15 protein-coding genes are annotated in these 15,739 nt (G+C 35.0%); 14 read left to right on the forward strand and 1 reads right to left on the reverse strand.

The genetic code is table 11. The features are described 5' to 3' along the window. The first annotated feature begins 7 nt into the window (after positions 1-7). From LEUM_RS05020 to LEUM_RS05075, 12 genes are all read left to right on the forward strand, one after another. Positions 8-235, forward strand: coding sequence for a TcpD family membrane protein (locus LEUM_RS05020; protein ID WP_010291175.1), 228 nt, complete (start codon positions 8-10; stop codon positions 233-235). A gap of 1 nt (position 236) precedes the next feature. Beyond that, a complete protein-coding gene (locus LEUM_RS05025) occupies positions 237-605 on the forward strand; it encodes a hypothetical protein (protein ID WP_004902669.1) in 369 nt (122 codons plus the stop codon). Positions 606-739: 134 nt separating this feature from the next. Further along, the gene (locus tag LEUM_RS05030; RefSeq protein WP_011679777.1) at positions 740-1,342 is read left to right on the forward strand and encodes a hypothetical protein; all 603 of its coding nucleotides are present in this window, start codon (positions 740-742) and stop codon (positions 1,340-1,342) included. A gap of 63 nt (positions 1,343-1,405) precedes the next feature. Further along, positions 1,406-3,445: a CD3337/EF1877 family mobilome membrane protein gene (locus LEUM_RS05035; RefSeq protein ID WP_011679778.1), complete on the forward strand. Its 2,040-nt coding sequence runs from the start codon at positions 1,406-1,408 to the stop codon at positions 3,443-3,445. Next, positions 3,445-4,617: a phage tail tip lysozyme gene (locus LEUM_RS05040; RefSeq protein ID WP_011679779.1), complete on the forward strand. Its 1,173-nt coding sequence runs from the start codon at positions 3,445-3,447 to the stop codon at positions 4,615-4,617. Before LEUM_RS05035 ends, LEUM_RS05040 begins: the two co-directional genes overlap by 1 nt. 15 nt (positions 4,618-4,632) lie before the next feature. Then, the gene (locus LEUM_RS05045) at positions 4,633-5,157 is read left to right on the forward strand and encodes a hypothetical protein (protein WP_011679780.1); all 525 of its coding nucleotides are present in this window, start codon (positions 4,633-4,635) and stop codon (positions 5,155-5,157) included. Further along, positions 5,147-5,713, forward strand: coding sequence for a hypothetical protein (locus LEUM_RS05050; protein WP_011679781.1), 567 nt, complete (start codon positions 5,147-5,149; stop codon positions 5,711-5,713). The genes LEUM_RS05045 and LEUM_RS05050 overlap by 11 nt, the downstream gene beginning before the upstream one ends. A 12-nt stretch (positions 5,714-5,725) precedes the next feature. Then, entirely contained in the window at positions 5,726-6,184 is a 459-nt protein-coding gene (locus LEUM_RS05055) for a thioredoxin domain-containing protein (RefSeq protein WP_011679782.1), read from the forward strand. A gap of 28 nt (positions 6,185-6,212) precedes the next feature. Next, positions 6,213-8,711: an ATP-binding protein gene (locus LEUM_RS05060; RefSeq protein ID WP_011679783.1), complete on the forward strand. Its 2,499-nt coding sequence runs from the start codon at positions 6,213-6,215 to the stop codon at positions 8,709-8,711. Between the two features lie 225 nt (positions 8,712-8,936). Then, a complete protein-coding gene (locus LEUM_RS05065; protein WP_011679784.1) occupies positions 8,937-10,496 on the forward strand; it encodes a DNA/RNA helicase domain-containing protein in 1,560 nt (519 codons plus the stop codon). Continuing rightward, the gene (locus tag LEUM_RS05070; RefSeq protein WP_011679785.1) at positions 10,483-11,871 is read left to right on the forward strand and encodes an ATP-binding protein; all 1,389 of its coding nucleotides are present in this window, start codon (positions 10,483-10,485) and stop codon (positions 11,869-11,871) included. The genes LEUM_RS05065 and LEUM_RS05070 overlap by 14 nt, the downstream gene beginning before the upstream one ends. Beyond that, complete coding sequence (locus LEUM_RS05075) at positions 11,871-12,182, forward strand: hypothetical protein (RefSeq protein WP_011679786.1); 312 nt, start codon at positions 11,871-11,873, stop codon at positions 12,180-12,182. Before LEUM_RS05070 ends, LEUM_RS05075 begins: the two co-directional genes overlap by 1 nt. 190 nt (positions 12,183-12,372) lie before the next feature. On the opposite strand, the gene LEUM_RS05080 is transcribed toward LEUM_RS05075, so the two are convergent. After that, positions 12,373-13,227 carry a hypothetical protein gene (locus LEUM_RS05080; protein WP_011679787.1) on the reverse strand — a complete coding sequence of 285 codons (855 nt, stop codon included), beginning with the start codon at positions 13,225-13,227 and terminating at the stop codon, positions 12,373-12,375. A gap of 198 nt (positions 13,228-13,425) precedes the next feature. On the opposite strand from LEUM_RS05080, the gene LEUM_RS05085 reads away from it, so the two are divergent. Both LEUM_RS05085 and LEUM_RS05090 read left to right on the forward strand, forming a co-directional pair. Next, positions 13,426-13,722, forward strand: a complete 297-nt coding sequence (locus LEUM_RS05085; protein WP_011679788.1) for a hypothetical protein — start codon at positions 13,426-13,428, stop codon at positions 13,720-13,722. A gap of 386 nt (positions 13,723-14,108) precedes the next feature. Further along, positions 14,109-15,737, forward strand: a complete 1,629-nt coding sequence (locus tag LEUM_RS05090; RefSeq protein ID WP_011679789.1) for a replication initiation factor domain-containing protein — start codon at positions 14,109-14,111, stop codon at positions 15,735-15,737. Positions 15,738-15,739: the final 2 nt, after the last annotated feature.

Genomic DNA, 15,739 nt, shown 5'->3' on the forward strand with positions numbered 1-15,739 from the left:
TATCAGATTGGACTTTTATAATTCAATTAAATCTTTATTGTTAGTTGGTACGGTTGTTATTGCTGGTGGACGTGCGTTAATGCATTATGGCAAAAATGAATCTAAAGATATGTGGGTGTCAATTTTTATTGGTGCATTAGTTTATTTCTTCGTCAATGGACCGCAAGATAGTTTACAGGCGTTTAGTGGTATTTTGAATGCTTTGTTAAATTGGGTCAAGGGTATTGGTGGTTAAGATGTTTAATTATCGACGAGTTTATATCAATTCAGCTAAGTTTAGTAAAATTGGTAAGGGTATGCGTTTGCCAATAATGGTTGATACCAGATTTCTGTATCTGTTTTCAATCACGTTAATCATCACGGCTTTCATTAGCTATGTCTTAGGTTGGTTTCACATGCAGTATCTTAGTTTAGGGTTTGGGTTAATCATAGTCAGTGAAGTAGCTGTTTACTATTTAGACCGTCAACTTAAAAGAGATAATCTACCATTTGAAACAACGATCAGATATTTAGTGACTTATGTTTGGCAGTTTTGGTTTCGGAAAAATCAATTGTATCAGGGAAAGCGTGTTAATAGTAATTCAAAGCAGTACATGATACTGTAAGTAAAAAATTTTAAAGAGCATGGTCAAACATGCTTTTATTAAGGCATCGTCAACCAAACGATAGGGCAAGTTGGGGCAGTACCAGCAGATGCGTAAGAAATTCAAAAAGACAATGAGAAAGGTGGTGTGTTAAAATGGACTTAACAAAACGAGATGTGAGAGAAATTGCAATGTCAAAAAAGCCAAATAAAGAAAAATTACTTGACAAAGTAAACGATGAAAAACCTGTTAAGTCCAAAATACTAACATTACCAATTCTTATTATCGGTTTTTTAGTTGTTGTTTTTGGAGCATACATGCTTTATGCAATGACACATATGCACGTTACAAGCAAAACAGAAACATCGACTGTTAAAACATCAAGTAATTCAGAAAAAGCATCATCAAGTAACAAAAAATATGTTGCTGGTAAAGATTACAAAATCACTTATAATAACACAGATTTAATTGATAAGTCTACGATAACTAAAGCATTAGATGCTAATGGCTTGAATGATATTAACGATTTGATGGATACTTCCGAAGACGGTGGCGATATGGCAAAGGTTGAAGTCTACTACAACAAAGATAAAAATTTGTTGGTTGAGCGTTTGTTTAAGAACGGGTATAAAGATAATCAACCAACACAAACAGTTGGGTATGATTTACAAAAGCACGCTATGAATTTGGATAAAACATTTGGAAATGATTATCTCAATCAACCACTCGTTTATACATGGGAAAAACTAACTAAATAAGTGATACAACAAACATTTACAAAAATTGTAAGTGTTTTTTTATTGCACTAAGAAAGGGAAATGATGAAAAAGTCAATTATATTATTACTTGTGATTGGTGCAATGCTTAGTTCACTGTTTGTCAGTAGCTTTGTGATTGCGCCACAACCTGTTTATGCCTTAACCGTTGATACACCAGCTTTAAGAAAAGCAAAACGTGAGTCGGATAAAGAAGCATTGGCAAAGGATAAGGCAAACGGCAAGTCAGTTTATGAAGGGACAACGCAACCTAGCTACGATGAAAAGAAAATCAAGGACAAATTAGGTAGAAACGATATTGATTGGATAAATAAAAATATTTCAAAAAATTTCACAGTTTATTATCAATCAGGCTCATTGACTGATTTAGGGTTAAGTTCAGCGCATCTTGTAGCGAGTTTGTTTATGTCACTTAATCTCTATATCATCTATCCATTGTTTGATACAGCTTTATCAAAAATGTTTGATTTAACTAACATCACGCAAGGGATCAATGATATTTTTTCAAACGTCCAACAATTTACCAAACAAACATGGGCTGGCGAAGTCTTTAAACAATTATTGTATACTGCTTTTGGTTTAGGGCTTGTTTGGGTCTTTATTCAAAGTGTTAAAAGTGGTGCTGGTTTGAAAGCTATTTTATCAGTTTTGTTAGTGGCTATTATTGGTAGTGCTTGGATAAGCGCTGGTGGTACAGTTTTGACGAAAGTTAATGAGTTCACGTCTACCGCACAAACGGCTATGTTTGCTGAAACTGCAAGTACCGGCGACACTTATTCCAATACAGATGATTTCCAAAGTAAAATTCGTGGTGTGTTTTTTGATAAAGCGGTAATTCGTCCCTATACATTAGCGAACTTTGGAACAACCAATTTAGATGCGAGCGAAAAAGACGGCTCTTATCGTTTAATCGGTGGTAAAGCTGATAGTGATGTGATTGATGCCTTAGCCAAATCAAATGATTATCTTTCTAAGGACGGTGGCGAAGAATGGTATCAAGCATCTGTCGGTCTTATGGCGCCAATTATGTCACTAGCTTATGGTATACCATTGCTGATGATTGGGGTATTTAATTTGATATTGCAGTTAGGGGCTATTTTGCTTTATTACTTGTCACCATTCACAGTTTTACTTTCTCTGCTACCACGATTTTCAAACAGTGCTTTAAAAACTGGTTTAAGTGCGTTAGGTTTGTTATTCGCAAAAATCGGACTACTATTTGGCATCATGTTTGTCTCATGGGTTGGTACAGTAACTGATACGATTGTACCAGTTACAGGCAGTGCGAGTGCATTGCTTAATTCAATTGTGTATATCGTTTTAATGGTTTTGCTTTGGAAAAATAAATCATTCCTAGTGCAAACAGTAACTGGTTCATCAATGGCAAATCAGGCTTTGAATAAAATTCAACTCACACAGGCAGGACAACGTGCAATGTCAGCTGGTAGTGAAATGGTCAACTCAACTAAACATGGCTTAGAAAATGTCAAAGGCTTTAGTGGTCGTCATGCTAAAGACAAATCAGAAGACAAGTCAAAAGGTAAAGATGATGAAGATTATGATGAAAACCGTGATAGACGTGGCAATGCACCTGATGAGCAAGAAATGCGTGAATTAGAAGAACAGCGCAGACAAGAACGTGCAGAACGTTTGGCTGATGAAGCAGAACGTCAACGTCAAAAAGATACTGATGAACAAGTTCTTAACTATGTTCCTGATAACTCTGCTGATGAAGATTATACGGATAGAAGTGGTTATGGCGATGATGATGATTTGCCAACTTATAAACGCACACCTTATCTTATTCGTGACAGAGCCACAGAAGATAATCATGGAAACGGTTCTAATGAGCCTGACAGATCGTTTAACCTTGGTCGAGTATTAGATGATGAAAGTAGTGAAAAACTAGCTGAAAAGAGACGTGAAGCACGTTCACAAGTTTTGAAACCTAGTGCTAAACCAGCTACACCAAAATCAATGTCAGTAGATGACGATAAATTGCAACATCGCAACTTTGATGAAGCGGTTCATCATCAAGAACAAATTACACAAGATGAGGAAAAAGAATTAGATAAGGAGCTGTGATGCAAAAACAATTAGTGTCTCATTTCAAACATAAAATTTTGCTTTTCTTAGCGCCTTATTTAGCTTTCTTCTTAGTGCTGTTACTTATCGTAATGGCACTTTTTTATCAGAATAATAACAATGACTGTCAAAGTACAGATACCACAGTAACTGTCACAACCAGTGCCGATAAAGAGGTGGTTGCCAAATCAATTCATGATAATTTGAAGAAAATATCTGGTGTGACCGAAGCTGGTATTGCCGGGTATTTAGGGAACACTGAAAATGAAAGTGGTTTTAACGCTAGTATCGTGCAATCAAATGCGACATTCAATGAAAGTACCGCTATGAATGCTAGTATCAGTGGTTATGCTTTGGGTCTTAATCAATGGGACAATTCAAGACGTGTTGAGTTGCTAAACTATGCGAAATCACAAGATAAAAAATGGTCTGATGCAGGTTTGCAGTTAGATTTTGCGCTTAATCATGACGGCACAAATGCCGATTTGTTAAAGCAAGGTTTGAAAATGACCAACGTTAATGATGCGACTGAATTTTTAAGAGCAAAGTGGGAACGTGGTAGTGCTGGGACAACAGCTACTAGACAAAGTTATGCTCGTGCTTGGTACGCTAAATTTGCTAGTAGTTCATCAAATACAGCCGTTGATACGGCAACCAATGGGACTGAAACCACACAAAATACTGATAACACAACCAACAATTCAAATGGTTGTGCCACTAATGTTGCGCAAGGTATGGGTACTAGTGGTGCGCCAGTTAAAGAAATTCCTAGCGCCTATAAAAGTAAAATCAAAGATACTAATTTCACAGCTACGTCATCATCAAATACTTATCCATTCGGACAGTGTACTTGGTATACCTATAATCGTATGCAAGAATTAGGTACACCAGTAGAAAATGCTTTAGGCAATGGGGCTGATTGGGGCGCTAATGCAAAAGCTAAAGGATATAAAACTGATAGTCAGCCACATGTTGGTTGGGCGGTCAGTTTCTCACAAGGGGCAGACGGTGCCGACCCGACTTATGGACACGTAGCTGTTGTTGAAGCGATCAGTGATGATAAAACACATTTTCTAGTCAGTGAATGTAATGTAGTGGCATCTGAAACAGGTACAGTAAGTTTCCGTGAATTAACGGCAGGCCAAGGCGTAACCTTTATTCAAGGTAAATAATCGAAAGGAGAAAGTATGAAAAATAGCCGTTTAATCATCTTTGCTAGTCTGGTGTTGGCTGGCATTTTATTAGTCCAATTCAATCAAATGCCTAACTTGGATAAACAATTAGGACAAGCTAGGGCAGATTTAAAACAGGCAAAAGTTAATCAAGTCAAATCACAAACGATTGTATCAAGTCCAAAATCACGACAAGAAACGGTTAGTAATAGTACAAGTCGGGTCAATAAATTTGTACAAACATTTAGTAATCAACCGACATCAAGTTATCCTGACAGCTTAAAGGGGTTGGCTTCACAAAAAGTGATTAACGAACTCACTCAAACTTTTGCGCCTAGTGTGACTTTTAGTGACAAGGCGCATTATGATGTGCCACTCGTTGGGCTAAAAAATGCTTGGGGGTCTGATTTAGAATATTTGGTCATTGCTAAAAGTGATGCACAAAGTGTGGCTTATACAATTACTTATGATACTGATGAAAAACAAGTGACTGATATGTCACGACTAACCTTGAAAGGGGCATTCGATAATGAAAAATAAGGTTTTACTTAGCATTATGGGTTTGCTTTTAGTTGGTCTTGGCATCACAATGTCAATCACAAATCATAAACGGTCACAGATAGCAGATGTTAGAGAGGAAGTGTCGCAAGTGGCTAAAACACAAAAGCATGTCACGACACAAATTGATAACTTACAAACCACGTACAATGCCAATGATGCCAAAGTTAAGAGCAAGTTACTTAAATTTGCAAAGGCTTATTATACTTTTAGTAGTCAATCTGATTATGAAAAGCGATTTAATCAAGTATCAGATATTTTAGATTTATCAAATGAGCAAAAGAACCAATTATTTGATAATGGATTAGATGCTACAGGTGGGTCACGAATTGATAATTTAGTTCTAACAAGTCAATATCAAACCGCCACAGGTTATACAAGTGATTTAGATAATCAAACAATCGAAAGCCTAGCAACTGTGGTTGTCAAAACTAGTGGTACAGCGCAAAAAGCAATCAATCAAACCGTGCTATTACATGGCTGGTTTGATATAAAAACTCAAAAATTAACGTCAGTTAAAATCAATCAAATACAGTAAGGAGTATGAATGATGAAACATTATATTAAAGGGGGCAATGAGACTAAGAAAGGGACAAAAAAGCAGTTACCCAAACCAATTATAATTATTGTCAATAAAGTATTACCAGTCATTGTGTTGCTAGTGGCTGGTTTTTTCTTTATTCCATACGTATCAATGAATTTTCAAAATAATGATGTTAAAGGGCTGAATACAAAAGCGGAAGCTGTGATGTTTTACAATTCAATTTGTTCGCATTGTCAAAAGGTCTATCCTAAAATCTTTTGGCACAATATTTTGAACTTTAACAATGATGACAAGCAAATTCAAACAATCAATGTGCAAAATCCTAATAACAAGCATTACATTAGTGATTTTGCTGTTCAAGAAACACCAACGTTTATGAAGCCAAATAACCCAGATATGAAATTAGTTTCAACTGATGTGAAACAAATTAACAATTTTGCAGAGACCGGGGCAAGTGATCAATGAAAAATTTAGAAAGGTAGGACACTAGACTATGGCAAAAAAAGCGACAGTTAAATATGAAAACCCTGTCGTGCAGTATCGGGATAACCTGTTACTCACAACAATTGGCGACGTGTGGGCTTATTACAAGATTAAGCCTTTTCAAATCAATGTCGCCAATGTAGAAGATAAACGCAAATATAAAAATAGTTTTATTGATGTGTTTGAACGTTTACAAAAATATGATGATGTCGATTTAAAATTGATTCCAAAAGATATGGACTTAGCGGGTCGTATTCAAGGCACGAGTGATGATTGGGCTGATGATTTAAGGGAAGTCGCCGAGTATTATATTGGTCAAGAAGAAGTCAATCTCTTGGAGAGTGAGTTCAACCCAGCAATCATTGATGAATTTTATATTGGAGTTAAGCTCAAAAATATCAATGTTGGTGATGACTTGAAAGAGAAAGTTAGTTTTGTGACTGATTTAGTGATGAAGCGCATTGCAGAGACATTTAGGTATCAGGTCAAGTTTGATGATAGTTTTTTTGAACGTTTTAATACCATGAATGAAGATGTGTTGAGCATCTTGAAATCAATTGATGCCGAGAAAATGGACGAAGATAGATTAGTCGCCATGCTTGGTTTGCCTTATCATCACGAAAAAGAAAAATCACTGATGGCAATGCGTGATACGGTTTTTGATTTATCACATACAGGTGTGATTAAGCGTATCACTGATGATAAAGAAGATTATTTTACGCATCTCATTTTGAATATGCCAGACAAAATGCAATTTTTATCTGTGTTACCAGAAATACAATCATATAAATTTCCAGTTGAAGTGCATATCAAAATCAATTTTCCCCAAAGAGACGGCTGGCGTGGTTTAAAACAACAAACCAAATCATCAAAAGGAAAGTATCGTGATGAATTACGTGATGCCTTTAATACTGATGAAGACAGTTCCAAACGTAGTGAATTGAATTACAAACTAGCCAAAAATTTAGTCAATGTGTTAGATGATAAAAATGGCTTTTTGCAATGGTCTGTTATTTTAGTGGTTCGAGATGAAAATGTGAAAGAGTTAAAAAAGAAAGTTAATAAACTCAAAACACGTTTAAAGACTTTTGAGCGGGATATTGAGTTGTATCAACCAAGCTTCAATCAAGAACAGCTATTGTATCAAACATTGCCAGCGGTTAATTTAGGGGTCTTCAAACAATGGCGACAATACACAACTGTGCTAGCCTTAGCCGAGTTGATGTTTGGCACTAGTCAAGCTTTAGGGTCACACACAGGTTTCTATGTTGGGCGTGTTTTGAGCCTAGATAAGTTTGAGACTATCCAACAAGCCGTGGCATCTTCCAGACTATTATTACTACTTAATTTAGTGATTACCAACAAAGGTATTAAAGGTGCTAAAACAGATAGTCCGCACCTTGCATTATCAGGCGATACCGGACAGGGGAAGTCATTTTTGTTTAAACTATTGCTTTTACACATGGCAATGTTTAACGTCAAGATTTTATATATTGATCCTAAGCAAGAAATTCATAGGTGGTTTATGCGAGCATTGGAAACTGAAAAAAACCCTTATTTCCGTAAGTTGATTAGTTCGTTTCATTTTGTCACTTTAAATGCCAACGATAGACAAAACTTAGGTGTTCTTGACCCAATTTTAACTTTGAATGAGCAGAGTACGGAAGACGATATACCTGATGTTCTGACTTTGGTTAAGGAAATGTTAGTTCAAATCAGACCAATCTCACAAGATATTCAATTAGAGACAGCCCTTAATCGTTCGATTAGTAAAGTATGTGCGATGCGTATTCAAGGCGAAAAGGTTGGCACTTTAACCGTCTTTGATGAACTAGCTAAAGGTTCGCAAGCAGAAAAAGATTTATCTGATTTCTACCAAAGTATTGTTCCAAAGACAATGTTACGTTTAGCCTTTAGTGACGGTTCAACGGACAGCTTGCAGTTTAATGACCAACGGACAATTTTAGAAGTTACTGGTTTGCAATTACCTAGTGCTAAACAAGATAGCCGTACTTATACTGAAACGCAAAAGTATTCAATGGCTTTGATGTTAGCGTTGGGTAAATATTTAGAAAAGTTTGGTCGAGCCAACCCAGATGAGTTTAGTTTGGAAATGATTGATGAAGCATGGATATTTACGACTTCACAGGCAGGTAAGAATGTGTTTGATAGCATCAAGCGGTTGGGTCGTTCTGAAAACAATGCTGTTTTCTATGCCACACAACGTGTCAAAGATAGTGATGATGAAGAAAGTATCGGACAATATGGTCAATTGTTTGCCTTTGATAGTTCTGATGACCGTGAAAATATTTTAAAACAGTTCAATTTGCCAGTAACCAAAGCAAATATTGAAATGTTAGCTAACCTGAAAAAGGGACAATGTTTGTTTAGAGATATTTATGGTCGAGTTGGTAAGGTGGTTATTCATTCACTCTTTGATGAATGGACGGCAGCCTTAAAGACAGTTAACTCAAATGAGAGTGCCAAGTTAGAAGAAAAATATGCTTAGAAAGTAGGAGAGCATGGGAAACTTTATTTTGTTTTTAATCTTTGGTTTTGGCATCGCCTTTTTGTATGTACGCCACAATCGAGATTTTGAAATTACCAGCATGTCAACAATTTTTGTCAAAATATATTTTTTTAATATAACCGGCTATTCAAACTAAGACATTTGCAGTACCTTTTATTTTGTTGTAAACTTTACGTAAATTAAAATGTGGAAAGAGTATTCTAAATGTCTTTGATTAAAACCGTTGATTTCGATACTATTGTCTGTGTAAATAATTCAGGATCTGATAGCGAACTAATGAATTCCTTTCTAAGAATATATAATCCTAACTATAACGTAATTAAAGAGGAAATTTCACTTTCGCCCGAAGAAATAAGTGATTTTGTTGTGTTAGTAAACAAGTTGGCAGAAACAAAACAATTAACAATGAATAAAAAAAATGGTTATATCTTAGGATACCAAGCCAATTCTGGAATCCGTGAACAATTTGATATTTTAAGATACAGTGAAAAATCTATTCTAAATATCGAATTAAAATCAAAACTTCCGAAAAATGGGCTACCTGAGATAAAAAATCAACTAATTAGGCACAAATTACTCTTGGGTCTCACCGAAAAAAAAGTTGATTTGGTCACCTTTGTCAGAGAAGAAATGAAAATATATAAACTATCAAATACTCAGGACATTGAAGAAATTACGCCACTTGATTTAATATCAATGATTACTGATACTTATTTAGCAACAGATATTCTTGCTGAAGTCGATTTATCTACAATGATTGTCTCTCCCTATGTGAATCCAGAAAAATTCGTTAATCATGAATACTTTTTAACTGATGAACAAATACAAGTCAGGGGACGTATTTTAAAATGTAAAAATAATAAAATGGCTTTGATTGATGGAGCTGGAACAGGGAAAACACTACTGTTGCTTGATTTGGCAAAAAATTATCTTAAAAGGAATAAACAAGTAATTCTGGTTTTTGCTGGAAGTTTAGAAAACAATTCAGAACTAGAAAGCTTATTTAAATTTACTGTACGTCAAGTTAATCAAGTAAGTGAACAAGAATTGTCTACTTTTGACGTTATTTTGGTTGACGAATCTCAAAGTCTTTATGAGGAAGCTTTTGATAAACTCTATAACATTTCTGAGCAAACTATACTATTCTCAGTGGACCAACAACAAACTCTGCATCCAATACAGAAAAAATTGAATATTCAGAAAAAATTAACTGAAGACGTTAACGTCACAGAATTCAAATTACGGAATAAGGTTCGTACTGACCCCGTAATGTCATCTTTTATCTCAAAGTTTTTGGATTTAAAGGATCGCACTGCTCAACCTTTCAACTTTCAAAATGTAAAAGCAGTTTATTTTGATTCAAAAGAGTTGGCTAGAGACTATTTAGATAACTTGGTAAACAGCGATGATTTTAAGTCGATTGAGCTGACCCCGTATACTACAAAGTCAACATATAATATTGAAAGAGCAAAGACATACATTGGTTCTAAAACTGTTCACCATGTAATTGGACGAGAGTATGACAATGTCGTAGTCCCACTTGATGAGCACTATTTTTATAATGAAGACGCGAAGCTAGATTCAAATTATCCTGATTACTATCCATTTTTACAAGATAATTCTATTTTTGAAGCCATATCAAGAGTTAAAAAGCATTTAGTAATTGTTGTAATTAATAATCCGTCTTTATTTATCAAAATACAGGAAATTTTGACTTGGCAAATTGATAAGGTAATAGGAGAGAAAAGCAATGGGAAGGATTAAGCCACACGTAATTAAATATAATGATCAGTATTTGGCAAAGACTTTATTTAAAAGGGCTTTGCTTTTTTTTTGGTTTTTAGTAACGAATTGTTTTGGCTTTTGGTATGTGAATATTTTTCAAGCGTTGATGCAGGGGCAATATAGTTGGTGGTATCTGTCTCCACTTGTCTTAAGTATTTTGTTGACTGGTTTTGTTGGTTGGGGTGTGTTTTGGTTTTACAAGAGCTATGCACCAGAACATTCGGACTTTATTTCAAGATATTTGAAGACTGTTGAATTACGTCAAATGATAAGCCTATTGATTGTCTCAAAAGGGTTCTTTGATATTGCTAATGATGATAATGGGACATTTATAGCTTATTTTCCAAAATTGAAGTTAAAGGTATTGCACAAAACAGGTCAATTGATTTTACAAGAGCCAGTAGACGGCCAGAAATACATGGAAAGTTTTTCTAAAAATGAGTTTGATAATGTGGTTGAAATAGCGTTACTCGCTGATAGACAAACGACTGAATTTAGTAAAAATAAGATGATTAGTACCTTTGCTTTTGACCCAATTAAGTTTAGGCGACAGTTAAAAGAATTGAAACCTAAAAAAGGGCTATTGCAGATTTCAAAAGGTATTGATTGGAAATATGATACTTTCTACAATGTTTTAATATCAGGTAACGTTGGTACTGGTAAGTCGTACACTATGTTTGCGATTATCGGACAGTTGTTACAGGTCACTAAATTTGTTTATATCATTGACCCAAAGCGTTCTGATTTAGCAGGGTTAAAACATGTACCTGAATTGAAAAATAATGTTTTTAGTGTGGCATCTGAAATCAATCAAGCTGTGATAGATTTTTATACTAAAATGATGGCTCGTGCTGAAAAAATTGAAGCAATTAAAGTATCGGGTCAAGTTGGGACTTATAAAGATTTTGGGTTTACACCTTATTTTTTGGTGTTTGATGAGTTTGGCGCTTACTACGAAATGAACGATAGATTGGCTTATGATGACCCGACAAAAGCTAGTTATGAGACGGCAATGTCAAATCTTAGAGAGATTGCTATGCTGGGACGTGAACTAGGTTTTTATATTTTGATTGGTATGCAAAGACCTGATGCAGGCACGTTACCTATGGCAATACGTAACCAATTAAATATGCGTATTAACATGGGTGTGCCAACACCTGAAATTGAAAAAATGGTATTTCCTGATAATGAAAAGCAGTTGCGCCCTTTGTCATCACATTTAAAAGGGTGGGGCTTTATTAAAATTGGGGACAGTCAAGTCAGGTCATTTTTTGCACCGGAAGTACCAAAAGATTTTAATTTACATGAATACATGCGTGAGAATATCGCAATAAGAGAAAGTCAGGGAAAATAATGGCAGATGATATTATGGCAATTGAGCGAACTAGATTAAGTTTAGTTAATGGTTCAAGAAATATGTCGTTGATGTTGGATAAGTTACGTTCGATTGATGCCAACGAAATGGCTAACATTAGAAATATCGTTAAGAATATTGATGTTGAAAGTGGCGCAATTGAAAATGAAAAAGCATTACGGCTTATTGAAGAAATAAGAGATGTTGATGTTTTTAATTTTATACAGGATATTGTCGATTTGATGAAGCATATTGAAAGTTCGCAGGAACAGTTAGATGTGTATATAAAAGAGTTTAGAAAATTGGTCTAAATTGATGCTATATGTGAAATTTGCTGAAATGACTAGTTTGTGAAATGTAAAAATAGTGTTATCTGGTGTTTGTGAATTTTAAGATTTCACAAGCATTTTTTAGTACCTATAAACGTTGATATACCGTTACTTTATATAGCAGGAATTATGTTAACTTTAATTGGTATAACTCAAAAAGGCTTTTATTTTTCTAATTTAAGCGCTTTGTTAATGTTTCGGATGTAGTATCTTTCTCTTTTTCAATAAGAGAAAATTTTAGAGAGAAGATTAATGGTATTAAGGGAGAATAAATTAACATAAAAAATTGTAATAGAGAATATTGTAAATTGTGATGAGAAAAACCAATTACTGTGCCAATGAGAGAACTAACTGTGAGTAGCGGAAGTCCGGCCTCAAACAAAACTAGGGCTTTGTTGAAAAAATATTTTGTTTCTATTGAAGTATTTTTTTTTCTAAACTCCGATAATCTAAAAGAAGTATTTATGCTATTTAAAATCACGAAAACTACCAGCATAAATGGCAAATAAGACACATCCAAATCAAAAGGAAATTGAATTTTTTTATAAGTAGCTAAATAAATTAAACACCAACTCGCTTCAGCTTGTAAATATATGTTTGTAAAAAAGAAAATCATTTTGATACTTTTGGGAATCCTTTGGTATTTTTTTATAATTTTTTTCTTGATTGGTAGAAAAAAATTTAGTTTATTTATGAAAATAAAAAAATTTGCCACAACCATATATGCATATTTTTTTATTCCAGTAAGAGGTACTTTATATTCTTTTGACTCTTCTTCTCTGCTTTGGATCCACATATCTAAAATTTTTTGTTCAGCATCAATTTTTTTCCCTTTCTGCAATTTCTTTTCAATTTTTGTTTTAGTTTCCTCAATCTCTCTTGTCAACCAAAAGTAATCAAGATGCATTGACCACCTGAAAGATAATCTGTCTAGTAAAAGATAGATAGCTTCAAAAATAATAACAACTATTTGTATTATCGTATTTACATAAATAAATATTTGCACAATAAATAAGTATAAATTCATTAATTCAATCCTTGTCTGTTGTTTATTTTGAATAAGTTAAAACATATAACATACTACCGTTTAATAATACATCATTATGATGAACCTGAGGACATTATGTATGAAATACCACGTAAGAAGTCCAACACTTAGTATCTGTGTTGGGCTTTGCTGTTAATTAAATATTTGTAGTTTAAAAAGAAAAAGTAGGTAAAAAATATGGCTTTAGAAGTTAAAAAAATTCAATCTTTGTCCGCTCAATCAATTGAAGATTTGAAGGCAATTGAAAAGATAGGTGGACTTGAACACCTTGCTCAACTAAGTGATGAACTTAAAAAAGCAATGGCAGATGAAGAACAGTTACGTGCTGTTAGTCCAATGTTGCCACCTTATTTTGCTGAACTACGCAAGAACTTAGGTTTTTTGCTTGGTACGGCTAAGTCATTGCAAACACACGGTGTCAATCGTACAAAGGACATTGAGGGTCTTTTGGATCAATTGTCGCATATCAAGTAAGTAACCATTGTTAAAGCTCTAGTCTTTTATAGCAAATGTCCTGTGAGAGACCGGGGCTTTATGTACATAGTGACTTTATTTTAGGCGTGGCTCGACCAAAGGAAGAGACAGTGCCACGCCCTGCCCTAGCGTAGCGTTGGGGCTGGGTGCGTGGTCGCTGTTAAGCAAATGCAAAGCATTTGTAAGCGACTGGCACATGCGCCAAAAATAAAGTCACCAAAAAGGCTTTAACCCCCAGTTACTAACAGGGGGGTTAAACCGGTAAAAACGCTGAAAGCGTCAACCCAATATGGGGAACAAACGCCGATATGAAGCCGTTTAGATTGAAAAACAAAAATGTCCCTTTGAAAGTACCAAATGGGACATTTTGAGAAAGGAAAGCCGACATGATAACGATAAACAATGAGCCAACAGCTTATACACCTATATTTCTAGGCACAACACAACATAGTTTACGGTTATCGCTGGAAATACTTATCATGGTTGGTATGAAATTGAATGATGAAATTGTTGAGACTTATAACGTAACTGTATCAGCCATTGAATTGGGACAATTACCTAATATTGGTAGTGAAATTGCGATTGATGAAATTACTGGTAGTGAGTTATCGGGTTTCAAAGCAAAAATTAGGCAGTCTGATGCACAAATACAAAATACGGCATCAACTGAATTAGAAAAATTAGTCGATTTAAAAAACGTTGGTCGATACCAACTATTGAAAGGGAAAAATATTATGACACAAGATTTAAATGCACCAGAACTAACAAATGATAATTTAATATTGATGCGACAACTGCTTGGGATAACACAACAAGAATTAGCTACTGCACTGGATATTAGTAGAAAAACAGTTACTCGTTTTGAAAATGGAGAACAAAAAATATCTGATAAATTTGTGAACAAGCTGATTTCGGTTTACCCACAACTGTCTGAAGCTATCGAAGTGCAATTTGATTGGGTCTCATTGACATTCCCAGACTTAACCTCAAAGCAAGTGATTGCTGATGTGTTGCGTTTGCAGGAAAACCTGTTTTTGGAACGTCCTACGTCTCAAAACTTCTATACTCGTGAAATGGCATTTGCTGGCGAAAAGAATATTTACATACAAGATTTTGCACCAGTTAAGGACCCAGAAACACAAGCTGTGGATCAAAAATTTGGGACAACGCTTTATTTAACTGGTAAAGGCACACGACTGTTTGAAAAAGCTTTGTTAGAGCAGAGTATGAATTGGCATGACTTTTTTGCAAAGGCACGATTATATCGGGGACATCTAACACGATTAGATATTGCAATTAACGACAAATGGGGCTTATTGGATATGAACGAATTGGTTAAAGCCGTACAAGAAAAACGTTTTTGGAGTAAATCAAAGTCTTATGCAGTGCATGGCAACGTTGATGACGGCTGGACGGTTGACTTTGGTAAGTCACCATTTGTTATCCGTGCTTATGACAAACATAAAGAACAAGCGAATAAAGGCTATGACACTGATGTTAAAAATCGTGTCGAATTAGAATTGCATCAGGACAAAGCAGCGTATGTCCTTGATGAGTGGCTTAACAATGATGAAAAGTTGGTTAATATAACTTTTGATATTTTATACACCTACCTTTGGTTTACTAATGGCAAAATTGAAGACCAACAATTGAAATCAGATACAGTGCGTGATGAGATTGAAACAACGGTTGAGCCTATGCCTGCTTGGTCGTTACTAACTGCTTTAGGACAGAAAATGAAGTTTGTTAGAGAGCCAAAAAAGCAAAGCGTTGAACGTATTGAAAAATGGGTCTTACAGTCGGTTGTGCCTAGTCTAGCAGTGTTAAAGAAAACAGGACACTGGCATGAAATCATTGAAGCAATCAACACAGCGGAATTATCGGCTGAACACGAAAAACTGGTTATGGCAACTACTAAGAATGCGATTACACAGGCAAGCAAGCAGTTAAATATCAACTTTGAAAAGCCGACTAAAAAATACAACGAAGATGATGAACAAGGAAAGGGGGCATGACA

Source organism: Leuconostoc mesenteroides subsp. mesenteroides ATCC 8293 (assembly GCF_000014445.1).
Classification (GTDB): domain Bacteria; phylum Bacillota; class Bacilli; order Lactobacillales; family Lactobacillaceae; genus Leuconostoc; species Leuconostoc mesenteroides.

Excerpts from the sequence above, each read along its gene's own strand:
- LEUM_RS05025 (WP_004902669.1), top strand. The coding sequence starts at position 237 with ATGTTTAATTATCGACGAGTTTATATCAATTCAGCTAAGTTTAGTAAA.
- LEUM_RS05030 (WP_011679777.1), top strand. The coding sequence starts at position 740 with ATGGACTTAACAAAACGAGATGTGAGAGAAATTGCAATGTCAAAAAAG.
- LEUM_RS05035 (WP_011679778.1), top strand. The coding sequence starts at position 1,406 with ATGAAAAAGTCAATTATATTATTACTTGTGATTGGTGCAATGCTTAGT.
- LEUM_RS05040 (WP_011679779.1), top strand. The coding sequence starts at position 3,445 with ATGCAAAAACAATTAGTGTCTCATTTCAAACATAAAATTTTGCTTTTC.
- LEUM_RS05045 (WP_011679780.1), top strand. The coding sequence starts at position 4,633 with ATGAAAAATAGCCGTTTAATCATCTTTGCTAGTCTGGTGTTGGCTGGC.
- LEUM_RS05050 (WP_011679781.1), top strand. The coding sequence starts at position 5,147 with ATGAAAAATAAGGTTTTACTTAGCATTATGGGTTTGCTTTTAGTTGGT.
- LEUM_RS05055 (WP_011679782.1), top strand. The coding sequence starts at position 5,726 with ATGAAACATTATATTAAAGGGGGCAATGAGACTAAGAAAGGGACAAAA.
- LEUM_RS05060 (WP_011679783.1), top strand. The coding sequence starts at position 6,213 with ATGGCAAAAAAAGCGACAGTTAAATATGAAAACCCTGTCGTGCAGTAT.
- LEUM_RS05065 (WP_011679784.1), top strand. The coding sequence starts at position 8,937 with ATGTCTTTGATTAAAACCGTTGATTTCGATACTATTGTCTGTGTAAAT.
- LEUM_RS05070 (WP_011679785.1), top strand. The coding sequence starts at position 10,483 with ATGGGAAGGATTAAGCCACACGTAATTAAATATAATGATCAGTATTTG.
- LEUM_RS05075 (WP_011679786.1), top strand. The coding sequence starts at position 11,871 with ATGGCAGATGATATTATGGCAATTGAGCGAACTAGATTAAGTTTAGTT.
- LEUM_RS05080 (WP_011679787.1), bottom strand. The coding sequence starts at position 13,227 with ATGAATTTATACTTATTTATTGTGCAAATATTTATTTATGTAAATACG.
- LEUM_RS05085 (WP_011679788.1), top strand. The coding sequence starts at position 13,426 with ATGGCTTTAGAAGTTAAAAAAATTCAATCTTTGTCCGCTCAATCAATT.
- LEUM_RS05090 (WP_011679789.1), top strand. The coding sequence starts at position 14,109 with ATGATAACGATAAACAATGAGCCAACAGCTTATACACCTATATTTCTA.